The sequence below is a fragment of the Chitinophaga parva genome, from assembly GCF_003071345.1.
Classification (GTDB): Bacteria; Bacteroidota; Bacteroidia; order Chitinophagales; family Chitinophagaceae; genus Chitinophaga; species Chitinophaga parva.
This window is the reverse complement of the sequence record NZ_QCYK01000002.1, coordinates 1,223,267-1,237,435: the sequence shown is the minus strand read 5'-3', so window position 1 is coordinate 1,237,435 and position 14,169 is coordinate 1,223,267. Positions and strand designations below refer to the sequence as shown.

The window sequence follows — 14,169 nt, the reverse complement described above, 5'->3', positions numbered from 1 at the left end:
AGCGATGACTTTGGTTGGTTCGCGATTCCTTAACTTTTACGTTAACGTACACGTAAAACAAATATAGAGAATGCTTTCAATTTTCAAAACATCCTTTTAAAAAAAATGGAAAATGAAGATAAGAACAGTCAAAAAAAAGTATACACCTGGTGCAATCCCTTTTCCAGTAAGGCCCCGCGCACACACGGCTTCCAGGGAACCCACAACCTGCTTTTGCGACTCCGGAAAAAAAATCTTACCTGGAAACCAAAAAAGTGTTTAAATTCGTGTACGTACACGTTATGACATCATAAAAACATCTTCTTCTTATGTTTATACACCATACACAGGCCCTGCTCCTGCTGCTATGCCTGGGTGGCGCAGGCCTTACTACGCCTGTTTCTGCCAGGGCACAGCCTCCCTACAAAGTAATTGCTTACGTAGGCGCATTTGGCCACCTCCTGAACGTGCAGGCCATTGACGCTAAAAAGCTCACACATATTAATTATGCCTTTGTGAATTGCAAAGACAGCCTCTGCTACCTGGACCATCCACAAAACGACACCACCAACTTCCACCAGCTGAATGGCCTGAAGCAGCTCAATCCCAGCCTGAAGATCCTCATCTCCATCGGCGGCGGTACCCGCAGCCGCTTCCTTTCAGACGCAGTGCTGACGCCCACTTCCCGGCATAAGTTTGTAGCCTCCGCGGTGGGCCTGGTGCAACACTTTGACCTGGATGGTGTGGATGTAGACTGGGAATACCCCGGGCAGGCCGGGAATAATAACAATACATTCCGCCCGGTGGAAGACAAACCTAATTTTACGCGGATGTGGGCGGAGTTCCGCCGCCAGCTGGACTCCCTGGGCCGCATTACGCACAAGCACTACCTGCTCAGCGGCGCCTTTAACGTATCCAAAGCTTACACGGATCATGTAGATCTTGCGGCAGTGGCCCGCTACATGGATTACATCAACCTGATGACCTATGATTTCTCCGGGCCCCAACATACTGTAGGCCATCATACCAATTTATATGGCTACGGTACCTTAAGCCCCCGCTCCGCGGATAAAGGCATCCGCGATTATATAGCCCAGGGCGTGCCACCCGGGAAACTGCTGATAGGCGTAGCCTTCTATGCCCATGGCATGAAAGCCGCTACCACCGCACATCACGGCCTGGGAGAAAAAGTTGACACTCTTTCCACGGGTGAAAAGATCCCCGCAGGCGGCTTCACCCAACTGAAAGACAGCGTAATTAACCAGCACGGCTATACGCGGTATTGGGATAGCGCCGCACATGCTCCTTATCTTTTTAACGACAGTACCCGCTACTTCATCACCTACGATGACGAAGCCTCTACCAGGGAAAAAGCCGTGTACGTACAGCAACATCACCTGGGCGGTGCTTTTTTCTGGGAATATTTCAATGATCCGAAGACCTACCTGCTACCGGTGCTGCATGCACAACTGGGGCAGTAGTGTATCACATTTCACATGCGTATGGAAGTTGCCACTGCCAAGGTAAAAGGCCCGTTGCTCCTGGTCTGCATGGTATTTTTTGTACTGGGTTTTGCCACCTGGGTCAATGCCATGCTGATCCCCTATTTCAAGGTAGCCTGCCAGCTTACTAATTTTGAATCATACCTGGTTACGTTTGCCTTTTATATTTCTTATCTCGTCATTGCCCTGCCGGCGGCGTCCCTGCTGCAGCGCATTGGCTTCAAACGCGGCATGACAGTGGGTTTCCTGCTCATGTCTGCCGGTGCCTTTGTATTTGTACCGGCCGCTTACCTGCGCGCTTACGGTGTATTCCTCACCGGCCTTTTCATCATTGGCATAGGGCTGGCCATTTTACAGACCGCCGTAAACCCTTATGTAACGCTGCTAGGCGCTAAAGAACGAGCGGCACAGCGCATCAGCATCATGGGCATCTGCAACAAAACGGCCGGCATCATTGCGCCCCTATTGCTCGCCGCGGCCATCATCAAGCCCGGCGATACTGCATTGTTTGCCTCCATCCATGAGATGGGGCTGGCACAAAAAAATGAAGTGCTGAACATGCTGGTAAAAAGGCTCATCCTGCCTTATGTACTGGTGGGTAGCGTGCTGTGCATACTGGGATTGCTCATCCGCTTTTCCAATTTACCGGAGCCTCCAGAACACGCCAGCAGCAAGCATTCCCGGGGCATATTGCAACACCCCTCGCTGGTGCTGGGCGCTGTGGCAATCTTTGTGCATGTAGGCTCCCAGCTCATTGCGGTAGATACGATCGTAAATTACGCCCACACCAGCGGCCTCTCCATTCCCGAGGCTAAAGTATTTCCCTCTTACACGCTCTTCACCACCATTTGCGGCTACCTGCTGGGCATCAGCCTTATTCCATGGGCCATTTCCCAGCAAACTGCTTTGAAAATATGTACCCTCCTGGGCATCATCCTTAGCGGGATGGTCGTAAATTTAAGCGGCACCGTGCACCTGCTGGGCCATACCACCGACATTTCCGTGTGGATGCTGGTGCTGCTGGGCTTTGCCAATTCCATGATCTGGGCCGGTATTTGGCCCCTGGCGCTGGATGGACTGGGCACACGGGTAAAGCAAGGTGCCTCCCTGCTCATCATGGGCCTTAGCGGCAATGCCATATTACCCCTGCTCTATGGCCACCTGGCCGATGCAGGCAGTCCACAAAAAGCTTACTGGGTGCTAATGCCCTGTTATCTATTTCTAACATACTACGCCTTCTACGGCCATCGTATAAAAAGATGGGCCTGAACATTATGCAACTGAAGATCATAAACGCAAAAGTGATCCTGCCCGCCGGCATTGTTGAAGGCGGCACCGTACTGGTAAACGGTGGAAAGATCATGGACATAGCCCCGCATGATACCGGTGTAAAAGCGGCTGAAACCCTGGATGCCGGGGGCTTGTACCTCTCCCCCGGTTTCATAGACATCCATGTGCATGGGGGCGGCGGGCACGATTTTATGGACAATACCGTGGAGGCGTTCCTTGGCATTGCACAGCTGCACGCACGCTACGGCACCACTGCGCTTACGCCTACCACCCTGAGTTGTGAGCAGGACGACCTGCTGACCACCCTGGACACCTACGCCAGCGCGCATGCACAGAATACCCGGGGCGCCCGCTTCATCGGCATGCACATAGAAGGCCCCTATTTTTCCATGGAGCAGCGGGGCGCACAAGACCCGCGCTACATCCGCAACCCCGACCCCGCGGAATACCGATCCATCCTGGAACGTTATGATTACATTAAACGCTGGAGCGCAGCCCCCGAACTGGAAGGTGCGTTAGCATTCGGGCAATACCTGCAAAGCAAGAACGTGCTGGCAGCCATAGCCCATACCAACGCGCTGGACACGGAAGTGCTCACCGCATTTGCACAGGGCTACACACATGCCACGCATTTTTATTCCTGCATGTCCACCGTAACGCGGCGCCATGCATTTCGCTATGGAGGTGCAGTAGAAGCGGCTTACCTGCTGGATGGCATGACGGTGGAAGTAATAGCCGACGGCAAACACCTGCCCGCCTCCCTGCTGCAACTCATCCACAAAATAAAGGGCACGGAAAACATAGCCCTCATTACCGATGCCATGCGGGGAGCAGGCATGCCGGAAGGGCCCAGCATATTGGGTGGATTAAAGAACGGGCAACCCGTGATCATTGAAGATGGGGTGGCCAAGATGCCCGACCGTACTGCCTTTGCGGGCAGCGTAGCCACAGCAGACCTGCTGGTGCGCAATATGATCCACATGGCCGGCATACCGCTGGTGGATGCTGTGCGCATGATAACGGCCACGCCTGCACGCATTATGGGGGTAGACCGGCAAATGGGCTCCCTCCTGCCCGGGCGGCAGGCAGACCTGGTGCTTTTTGATGACCATATCCGCATACAACGCACCCTCCTTTCCGGCCAAACCATTTTTCAACAGTAACCATGCATGATGTTCAAGAAAGATAACCTTACCGTACACGTATCGCCCACCCGGCAGGCACTGGGCCGGCACGCAGCCGCCCTGGTAGCGCAATACCTGCAGGTGCTCACCGCGGCGAAAAGTGAAGTGAACGTGATCTTTGCCGCGGCGCCTTCCCAAAATGAGTTCCTGGCCGCGCTGGTGGCCGATCCGGAGATCCAATGGCATAAGATCAATGCCTTTCACATGGATGAATACATTGGCCTGCCGGCCGATGCACCCCAGGGCTTCGGCAATTTCCTCCGCACCCGCATTTTTGAGCAGGTGCCCTTTGCTTCTGTGCATTACCTGGGCGATAACATAGACGCCTATACGCAATTGCTGGAACTGCACAAGCCGGATGTGGTGTGCATGGGCATCGGGGAAAATACCCACATTGCATTCAACGACCCCCCCGCGGATTTCCTGGATACGGCATTGGTAAAGAAAGTAACACTGGACCACGCGTGCCGCCAGCAGCAGGTCAATGATGGCTGCTTTGCCAGCATAGAACAGGTACCCACCCACGCCATTACGCTTACCATCCCCGCCCTTATGCAGGCAGGTGCCATCTTCTGCATGGTACCCGGCCCCACGAAACGCCAGGCGGTGTACCATACGCTGACGGAGCCCGTGTCTGAAACTTATCCTTCCACCATTCTCCGCACGCATGCAAACGCTGTTCTTTTTGTTGACGAACAAAGCTATCAACCCATATGAAACGACTGCTGCCCGCCCTCCTGCTGTTGATTGCCTGCTGTACCACCCGGGCCCAGGCCCCCGCGGTACGCGGCTTCCACATAGACCTGCGCATACAAGTGATGAAAATGCCGGCCCTTAAACAACTGGCACTTCAACTCAGCCAGCAGGGCATCAATACCCTGGTGATGGAATGGGAAGGCGCCTACCCTTTTGAAACGGAACCCGTGATCCCTAACCGCTACGCCTACACGCGCAGCGAGGTAACGGATTTTATACACTATTGCGATAGCCTGCACATGGATGTTATTCCCCTGCAGCAAAGCTTTGGGCATGTAGAGTACATCCTCCGCTACCCGCGCTACGCCGCGCTCCGGGAAGACAGCCGCGATTATTCACAGGTATGCCCCAGCCAGCTGGCGGCTAACAAGGCCCTGTTCACAAAGCTGTTCAAAGAAATGGCAGCCACCCACCACTCGCCTTACATCCACATTGGCTGCGATGAGACCCACCTGCTGGGCCACTGCCCGCTATGCCAGCAAAGGGCTAAGAACAGAGGGGTATCCAAACTCTATTTCGATCACGTGAAAATGCTTTGCGACATCGTGATCAGCCTGGGCAAGATCCCCGTGCTCTGGGCAGACATTGCCCTGAAATACCCGGAGTACTTACAACAACTGCCCAAACAAGCCGTGCTGGTAGACTGGAACTATGGCTGGGCACTGGACCGTTTTGGCGACCATCGCAAATTGCTCCAAAGCGGCTACCAGATCTGGGGATCTCCTGCCCTGCGCAGCGATCCCGATAACTATTTCTACACCGGCTGGCAGCGCCACTTTAATAACATCCACGACTTTGTGCCCACCACCCGCCAGCTGGGCTACAAAGGCATTGTGATGACTTCCTGGTCCACCTCCGGTGAATACGATGCCGTATTCAACGCCACCGGCGATCTTACAGACCTGTACCCCGTGCGCAACGTGTATCCTATCAGTGGGTTCAATATGCTGATCGCTGCCTTCCTGCAGTCTGTCCACCAGGTACAGGCGCTTAACACGGATAGCTTCATTACCCGCTACTGCCAGGAGCAATATGGCCTGGATGCCGCCACCGCAGCGGGCTTCCGCCGTGCTCTCTTTTGCGCCAAACCCGGCACCCAGGGGCTGGACAGTGCGGAATGGAGCGCCCGCATCCTGCACGCCATGCAGCCCACCAAACATGCGGATGAATTTGAGCATTATCGCCTCATGGCAGACGTGCGCGTGTACTACCTGCGCTACAACGCCATTGAAGCAGCACTGAATAAAGATGACCACCCGGACCTTGCAAAATATGCCGCGCAACTGAAAGCGCTTATGGATACGGAGCCTGCGCTCCGCGAAACATTTACCAGGCTGAATGACCGTGTGCTTTACCCGTCAGCAATAGAGAACGAAAACGAGATCAGATGTTACAAGACCCATCAGCTATACGCACGGCTTACCCGGACCAGGTGAGTGTATTGAAAATTCCCTTCCTGCCGGAAGGGGGCCCGCAGCCGGCCCTCACGTTGCAACCTATTTCACAGGAACCATGGCCGGCATTCCGCGATGCCCGCGCCAGCGCCGCCTTTTCCATCGCTTATGACGCTACGGGCATACACCTGTATTTTGTGGTGTGCGAGCCTTTCCTGCGGGCAAGCAAACGCCCGCCCAATGCGGAAGTGCACCATGATAACTGCGTGGAATTTTTTATTGCATTGGATAATACAGGCGGGTATTATAATTTCGAGTTCAACTGCATGGGCAGCATTAAGGCCGCTTACGGCCCTAACCGCCACCAGCGCAGCTTTTTACCGGAAACCGTGCTACGGGGCATCAGTGACCAGCTCAGTATTTCGCTGCACAACCTTGCGGAGCACCGCTACCCACGATGGGAGATCTGCGCCGTCATCCCGCTGGATGCCTTTGTGCATCACCCGCAACTGCAATTGCCAGGCCTGCAATGCACCGCCAATTTTGCCAAATGCGGGGATGAACTGCCGGAACCTCATTTCAAAAGCTGGATGCCTATTCAAAGCGCCACGCCGGACTTTCACCAGCCGGAAGCCTTTGGTAGTATTGTATTTGAACCACCTTACGAACCTTGATCCTCATGATGAAAAAACACCTGTTAACGGCATTGGCATTATTAACAGCCGCCACCACCTTTGCCCAGGAAGCGCTGCAAAAGGCACCGGCTATTATTCCCGCGCCCCGGAAAATAACAGTAACAAGCGGTAGCCTCGCATTGCCCGCCCACGTGCTGTTTACCACGCCGGCCAACGACCTGGCGCCCCAGTTGGTCTACATTAATGACATGCTGGGTGGCAGCGCGGCCTACCCGGTGGAACTGAGCCTTACCGGCAATCCACAGGACGCCGCGGGCTACAAACTGCACATTGACCGCACGGGCATCAAGATCACCGGCAATGATAAGGATGGCCTCTTCAATGGCCTGGTCACCCTGCTGCAACTCTGTAAAACCAATACCGCCGCCAATGGCAGCATCACCCTACCCTGCCTGGATCTGGATGATGTGCCCTCCACCCGCTGGCGGGGTTTTATGCTGGATGAAGCGCGGCACTTCTTTGGCAAAGCTGCTGTAAAGCAATTGCTGGACTGGATGGCTTTCTATAAACTGAACCGCTTTCACTGGCATCTTTCCGATGCACAGGGCTGGCGCATTGCCATACAGCAATATCCAAAACTCACCAGCATAGGCGGCACCGGCAACTTTACAGACAGCACGGCTGCCGCAAGGTTCTACACCCAGGATGACATCCGGGAAATAGTTGCCTACGCCAAAACGCGCAATATTGAGATCATCCCCGAAATAGACATGCCCGGCCACGCCAGTGCAGCTACCAGGGCTTATCCCGAGCTTTCCGGCGGCAACGCGCCCGGCGGTTACGACGGCTTTACGTTCAATCCTGCGGCTGAATACACCTATCAGTTCCTGGGCAATGTGACCCGCGAGCTCCTGCAACTATTCCCCTTCCACACCATCCACATTGGTGGCGATGAAGTGGCCCTGGGCATCAAAGCATGGGAAAACAATGCCGCCGTGCAGCAAATGATGCAGCAACAGGGCTTTCACGAGCTGAAGGAAGTAGAAGCCTATTTTTTAAAACGTATAGCTGATACCGTTATAGCACAGGGTGGCAGCGTATTTGCCTGGGACGAAGCCGCCAGCGGCAACCTCCCTTCCACAGACGCAGGTATTATGTGGTGGAGGCAAAATATAACGCAGTCCCTCATGGACGCGCAGGAACGCTACAACGTGGTGTATTGTCCCCGCCTGCCTTTCTATTTTGATTTCATACAGGACAGCACCCACGTATCCGGCCGCACCTGGGGTAAGGAAAAGTTATACAACCGCTACAGCGATGTGTATAATTTCCCCGCTGACCCGGCTTTTGCAAACCTGGTGCCCCGCCATCCTTTTGGTATGCAGGCTAACCTGTGGACGGAAACGGTGATCACCGGCAAACGCCTGCAATTCCTGGTCTTCCCCCGCCTGGCAGCTTTTTCAGAGGCCGCGTGGACAGAAGCTTTCCGTAAAAACCTGGATGCCTTTAACCTGCGCCTGCAGCAGCACCTGCCCCTGTATGACCAGGCCGGCATTTACTACTACGATCCCTTTGACCCGCATAAACATGCAGAACCGGTAGATGTGCCGGTGAAGCCGCAGGTCAACGATTAAACACGCACTGTTTTTAGCCTACCTTTTCATATACAAGATTGAAAAAGGCCGCTCCATTCGCTGGAGCGGCCCTTGTTTTTATTGGAAAAATTTCCATCATTAAGGAGAAAAATTTCATCTCCCTTACGGACGGCTGTTTCAGAGACTATAGCTGAACTTCGCTTTCTCCCCGCCGATCATCACTTCAAAATCGCCCGGCTCAGTGACCGTTTTCAGGTCTGCGTTTACAAATGCCAGGTCGTTCTTATCCAGGATGAAGGTCACGGTCCTGCTTTCGCCGGCTTTCAGGTCTATCTTCTGGAAGCCGCGCAGGCGCTGCATATTGGGCGTAATGCTGGCATACAGGTCGCGGCTGTAAAGCTCTACCGTGTGCTTGCCATCGCGGGAACCGTTGTTGGTAACGGTTACGCTTATACGCAGTTTATCATTGCCCTTGAGCGTGGTGCTGCTCAGCGTAACGGGGCTGTAGGAGAATGTAGTATAGCTGAGGCCAAAACCGAAGGGGAACAGCGGCTTGTAGCCATCCATCGTCATATCGGAGTTGAATATCTCGCGGATCTCTTCCGTGGGCTTGCGGTCATACAGCACCATTTCTCCCATGCTGCGGGGGTAGCTGTAGGGCAGGATGCCATCAGGGTTGTAGTCGCCAAAGAGCACGTCTGCAATAGCTTCTGCGCTTTTGCGGCCACTCCAGTAGGCCTGCAGGATGCCTTTCATCTTAGGCTCAAAGCTGGTGATGAAACGGGGACGGCCTTCAGAAAGCACCAGCACGACGGGCTTACCAGTGGCGGCGGCCGCATTGGCCAGGGCCACCTGGTTGGGTGCCAGCACCAGGTCCTGGATATTGCCAGGGCTTTCAGCATAGGCGTTTTCACCCAGGCACAGTACGATCACGGCTGCATTGGCCGCGGCATTTTTCAACGCGGTGGTATCGTAGTTGGCATCGCTGTCGTATCCTTTTACGGTAGTGGTGATCACGTTGCCGGCACCTACTTTATCGGTAATGGCCTGCAGGATGGTCTTACTGTTGGCCGGGTACCATTGTTCTTCCTTTCCCTGCCAGGTATAGCTCCAGCAGCCATTCAGGGCGCTGATGCTCTGGGCGCCGGGGCCGGCTACCAGTACCTTGGTGTCTTTTTTCAGGGGCAGCACATTGTCCTGGTTCTTCAGCAGGGTCATGGCTTCGTGGGCGGCCTGCAGGGCCAGGTCCTGGTATTCCGGCTTGCCAAAGTTAGCCCGGGCTGCAGCCTCGGGGTAAGCATTTTCAAACAGGCCCAGTTTGTATTTCAGGGTGAGGATACGGCGCACGGCATCGTCAATGCGGCTCATGGGCACCTCTCCTTTTTGCACGGCTTCCTTCAGCAGGTCCGGGAAAGAATAGTCCATGGGCACCATGCTCATATCAATCCCCGCGTTGATGGCCATGGCCACCGCTGCGCGGGGCGTAGGCGCCACATTATGACGGGTATGCAGGCGGATGATGTCTTCCCAATCGGTCACCACCACACCTTCAAAGCCCAGTTCCTTGCGCAGCACCTGGGTAAGCAGGTATTTGCTGGCGTGTACGGGCGTACCATTGATCTCACCGGAGTTGATCATCACGGTGGAGGCGCCGGCCTTTACCGCAGCGCGGAACTGGGGCAGGTAGTATTCCCGCAGTTCTATTTCCGGCAGGTAAATGGGCGTACGGTCTTTCCCCGTGCGGGCCGCAGCGTAACCAATGAAGTGCTTCATGCAGCTGGCCACCGCGGTAGGATTGCGCAGGCCGTCCTCTTCATACGCATGGATCACGGTGCTGCCCATGGTCTTACCGATAAATACGTCTTCCCCGTAGGTTTCCGGGAAGCGGCTCCAGAGCGGCTGCCGGCCACAATCCAGCACTGGCGCAAAGTTCCAGCGCACGCCGGAAGCGCGCAGTTCCGCCGCGGCCACCTTGGTAATGGCGTGGGCCAGGGCGCTGTCGCGGGTGGCGGCCATGCCAATGTTCTGGGGAAAGAGGGTGGCGTCCAGCGTGTAGGTTTGACCATGAATGCCGTCCAGCCCAAAGATCACCGGGATCTTGAGGCGGGTCTTGGCGGCGGCGTCCTGGATCTGGGTGATCACCTGGCCCCAGCGGTCCACGGTCACGGCGTGGTTCACCACGTTGAGCAGGGATCCTACCCCGTAGGTCTGCACAGCTTTTTGCAGGGCTGCAGGGTCCAGGGTGGCTTCTTCCACGCCGGGTTTCCCGTCTGCCACCACGCCCAGGGTAAGCTGGGTCATCTGGCCGATCTTTTCTTCCAGGGTCATTTTTTTCAGGAGCGCCTCCACTTTGGCCTTGTCGGCATTGGTGGCCGCTGCCACTGGGGGAGTGGGCCTGGCAGGGGGCGTCAAGGTTTGTGAATGGGCAGCCAGGGCCAGTCCGGTCCCCAGCAAGAGCAGATAGTGTTTTTTCATAAAGCGGAAAATGTGGTATTTAGAGGAGCTAAAGATAACGTTTCGGCCCGGTATGTGCCGGACTTTGTGGGGTGGTCTTAACCGCTACGGCGCGCGATTTGCGGAGCATGGTTAATTTCCGGTCATAACATCCAGAGGGCCTGACATATCCGTAAGTATGGTAATAACTTGCATTACACATTCAACGATTTAGGATTTAATAAAAAGTTTTATATTCATTACAATAATTACATTTTTTAAAATCGGTTTACACAGCTATCCATTACCTGCCCTGTGTCATGGGGGCATGGCTCCGCAAAACTCATCTTTTAAATTATGGCCAATATTTTAGTAGTCGAAGACGACCTCCTCATGCAGAAAGTTGCAGAAAGTATTCTCCGCCGCGAAGGGCACCACGTAACCATTGTAAAAGATGGCAAGGACGCTTTTGCCCAACTGGATAGTGGAACGCCCTATGACCTGGTGATCACTGACATCCTGATGCCTTATGCCAACGGTTATGAAATTGTAAGCCGTGTAAAGCAGATGAAAGCCCCGATACCCGTGGTCATTGTTTCCAGCGTGGGAGATGAGGATTCCGTGCAGGAGGGTATGAGTATTGGTGCGGATGGCTACCTGAGCAAGCCGATCATCGGCAGTGAGCTGCTTGCCCTGGTGAGGCGCCTGCTGGGCCAGTCGCAATAACAGCGGCCGCACACGTTCGTTCCTGTCATCCCTGTTGCCCCCACGTTAGCAGAACCTTATTATCCATATCCATGTTACTACTTCTACCTTGGGACACTCTCGCGGAGTGGTTCAACAATGTCCGTTATGCACCGGTGGTGATCCACATTGCCGGCGTCTTCATATTCGTGGCAGTGAGCTTCACCGTGACCGCTTACATTACCATTCTTTATAACCGTTTCCGTGGCAACCGCCAGGACCGCCTCCAGGCAAAGGTTCGCCCGCTCATAGACGAGCTTATTGTGCAGCATATCCTTGCTAACCCGGACATACAGGGCCAGGAAGCAGCAGATATGATGGAACTGCCGCTGGAGCCGTTCCAGATCCCCCTGTTTGAAAAACACTGGGCCCGGCAGGCCCTCATTGACCGCATTATTGACTACCGCAAGAACGTGCGCGGGGTGCTGGGCGACCTGCTGCGCAGCCTGTACATCCAGCTGGACCTGGAGCGGGAATCCTTTAACAAGATGAAATCCCGGCACTGGGAAATGAAAGTACAGGCGCTCAATGAATTCACGGAAATGGATATTCACATTGCAGACGTGAACATCCTGCCCCTCACTAACCACCGCAACCGAGAGCTGCGCGCCGCCGCCCGGCATGCTTACATCAAACTCAGTAAGAACGAGCCCTTCAAATTCTTTGATATTACCACAGAGCCCCTGCTCATGTGGGACCAGGTGGAACTGTTCAAGATCATCACCACTACCCAGAGCATTGGCATTCCCAACTTTGCGCGGTGGGTTACGTATTCCAATAATAAAAGCGTGGTGGATTTCTGCCTGAAACTGATCGTACACTACAAACAAGTGGAAGCCATGCCGGCCGTGATAAAACTGCTGGATACCAAGGACCACTTCCTGAGAGCCGCTGCCATCAACTGCTTGGGCAAAATGCGGTATGAGCCCGCGGCAGACCAGCTGGTATATATATTCAGCAGCCAGCCGCTGAACTGCCAGGTGGAAATACTGAAAGCCCTGGGCCGTATGCGCAGCGCCGAGTATATGGAATTCCTCAAAAAAGAATTTCTCTACGCCACGGATTTTGAGCTGCGTAAACATGCAGCCAAGTCCATCGTGAAGAACATGGCCATCACAGGCCCGCTGGTGGATGAGTTGTTGCAAACCGCCAATCGTGACAACCTGGTCATCCTCAAACATGTAATGAACCCGCTAATTAAATTTTGATGCAGTCTGTCTGGGAATCCATAGGGCATTTTTTTGAATCGGCCGTATTCGTTTACGGCACGGTGCTGCTGGTCATTTATGCCCTGCTGGCTATCTGTTCCATTATTGCCGTGAGGCAGTATGCGCACCGCTCTTCTTACCACCAGAACGATACGCTGCTGCGTTCCCCGCTGGCACCGGGGCTTACCGTGCTGGCGCCGGCTTTCAATGAAGGCCTCACCATCATTGCCAATGTACGCTCCCTGCTCACGCTGAAATATCCCCGCTTCGAGATCATCATTATCAACGATGGCAGCACAGACGATACCCTGGAACAACTTATCACAGAATTCCAACTGGTGCCGGTGGATTTTGCCTACCAGGCCAAGATCCAGACCAAGCCGGTGAAGAAACTGTATAAGTCCACCAACCCGGCCTATGCCCGCCTCATGGTAATAGACAAGTTCAATGGCAAAAGCAAGGCCGATGCGGTGAATGCCGGCATCAACGCGGCTGCTTTTGACTACTTCGTGTGCACGGATGTAGATTGCATCCTCCATCCCAACACGCTGTTGAAACTCATCCGCCCCGTAATGAACGAGCCAAAGAAACGCGTGATTGCCGTGGGGGCCACCCTGCGTCTGGCTAACTCGTGCGACTTTGACGAGGGTGTGATCGTGCGTATGCGCCCGCCCAAAGAGCTGCTGCCCCGCTTCCAGGAAGTGGAATACATCCGTGCCTTTGTGCTGGGTAAAATGGGATGGAGCCTGCTGAATTGCGTACCCAACGTATCCGGCGGCCTGGGTTTATTTGATAAGGAAGTGGCCATCCGCTGCGGGGGCTACGATCACCAGTCGTTTGGGGAAGATATGGAACTGATGACCCGCATGGTGCGGTATTGTTATGATAACAAGATAGACTATGCCATTCGCTATATTCCAAAAACCCTTTGCTGGACGGAAGGCCCCAGCTCCGTGAAGATCTTCATGCGCCAGCGTACGCGCTGGGCCAGGGGGTTGGCGCAGCTGATGTATGCACATTTTTCCATGTTCCTCAACCCGCGCTATGGCCACATGGGCCTCGTGATATTTCCTTACAATTTCTTCTTTGAACTGCTGGCGCCCATCATCGAGTTCTCCGGCATTGTATTTTACATCGTATCCGCCTGCCTGGGGCTTATAAACTGGCCCACGGCCATTATGCTGCTCATTTTCGTATATGCGTACTCGGTAATGATCACTACCCTGGCCATTCTCTGGGACCAGCTCACCTTCCGCACGTATAAGACCTGGCGGGAAGTAGCATTGCTTTGCACCACGCCTTTCCTCGAATTCCTGATCTACCACCCGCTCATCGTATTGTTCTCCCTTCGCGGCTATTATTATTTCCTCACAGGCAAGAAAAGCACCTGGGGCAATATGCAGCGCAAAGGCTTTAAGAAAAATACGGCCGCGGCCTAGATCACTGACC

The 14,169-nt window shown here is 54.4% G+C and carries 11 protein-coding genes; 10 read left to right on the top strand and 1 reads right to left on the bottom strand.

The window, feature by feature from the left end; genetic code table 11:
* The first annotated feature begins 308 nt into the window (after positions 1-308).
* The 7 genes from DCC81_RS15405 to DCC81_RS15375 are packed head-to-tail and all read left to right on the top strand — an operon-like array spanning position 309 to position 8,374.
* Positions 309-1,460 (top strand): glycoside hydrolase family 18 protein, encoded by a 1,152-nt coding sequence (locus DCC81_RS15405; protein WP_108687493.1) that lies wholly within the window; start codon positions 309-311, stop codon positions 1,458-1,460.
* 15 nt (positions 1,461-1,475) lie between these two features.
* Entirely contained in the window at positions 1,476-2,750 is a 1,275-nt protein-coding gene (locus DCC81_RS15400; protein WP_108687492.1) for a sugar MFS transporter, read from the top strand.
* 5 nt (positions 2,751-2,755) lie between these two features.
* Positions 2,756-3,934 (top strand): N-acetylglucosamine-6-phosphate deacetylase, encoded by a 1,179-nt coding sequence (gene nagA, locus DCC81_RS15395; RefSeq protein WP_108688266.1) that lies wholly within the window; start codon positions 2,756-2,758, stop codon positions 3,932-3,934.
* Positions 3,935-3,940: 6 nt separating this feature from the next.
* Positions 3,941-4,672, top strand: coding sequence for a glucosamine-6-phosphate deaminase (locus tag DCC81_RS15390; RefSeq protein WP_108687491.1), 732 nt, complete (start codon positions 3,941-3,943; stop codon positions 4,670-4,672).
* Positions 4,669-6,147, top strand: a complete 1,479-nt coding sequence (locus tag DCC81_RS15385; protein ID WP_108687490.1) for a beta-N-acetylhexosaminidase — start codon at positions 4,669-4,671, stop codon at positions 6,145-6,147. Before DCC81_RS15390 ends, DCC81_RS15385 begins: the two co-directional genes overlap by 4 nt.
* Positions 6,099-6,779 (top strand): carbohydrate-binding family 9-like protein, encoded by a 681-nt coding sequence (locus DCC81_RS15380; protein WP_108687489.1) that lies wholly within the window; start codon positions 6,099-6,101, stop codon positions 6,777-6,779. The genes DCC81_RS15385 and DCC81_RS15380 overlap by 49 nt, the downstream gene beginning before the upstream one ends.
* A gap of 5 nt (positions 6,780-6,784) precedes the next feature.
* Positions 6,785-8,374 (top strand): beta-N-acetylhexosaminidase, encoded by a 1,590-nt coding sequence (locus DCC81_RS15375; protein WP_133177676.1) that lies wholly within the window; start codon positions 6,785-6,787, stop codon positions 8,372-8,374.
* A 138-nt stretch (positions 8,375-8,512) separates the two neighbouring features.
* Here the strand turns inward: DCC81_RS15375 and DCC81_RS15370 are convergent, their stop codons facing one another.
* Complete coding sequence (locus tag DCC81_RS15370; protein ID WP_108687487.1) at positions 8,513-10,810, bottom strand: glycoside hydrolase family 3 N-terminal domain-containing protein; 2,298 nt, start codon at positions 10,808-10,810, stop codon at positions 8,513-8,515.
* 315 nt (positions 10,811-11,125) lie between these two features.
* Here DCC81_RS15370 and DCC81_RS15365 point away from each other — a divergent pair, with 315 nt between their 5' ends.
* The 3 genes from DCC81_RS15365 to DCC81_RS15355 all read left to right on the top strand — a co-directional run bounded on the left by DCC81_RS15365 (position 11,126) and on the right by DCC81_RS15355 (position 14,159).
* Positions 11,126-11,494 carry a response regulator transcription factor gene (locus DCC81_RS15365; protein ID WP_108687486.1) on the top strand — a complete coding sequence of 123 codons (369 nt, stop codon included), beginning with the start codon at positions 11,126-11,128 and terminating at the stop codon, positions 11,492-11,494.
* 71 nt (positions 11,495-11,565) lie between these two features.
* Positions 11,566-12,720, top strand: a complete 1,155-nt coding sequence (locus DCC81_RS15360) for a HEAT repeat domain-containing protein (protein ID WP_133177675.1) — start codon at positions 11,566-11,568, stop codon at positions 12,718-12,720.
* Positions 12,720-14,159 carry a glycosyltransferase family 2 protein gene (locus DCC81_RS15355; RefSeq protein WP_240613001.1) on the top strand — a complete coding sequence of 480 codons (1,440 nt, stop codon included), beginning with the start codon at positions 12,720-12,722 and terminating at the stop codon, positions 14,157-14,159. Before DCC81_RS15360 ends, DCC81_RS15355 begins: the two co-directional genes overlap by 1 nt.
* Positions 14,160-14,169: the final 10 nt, after the last annotated feature.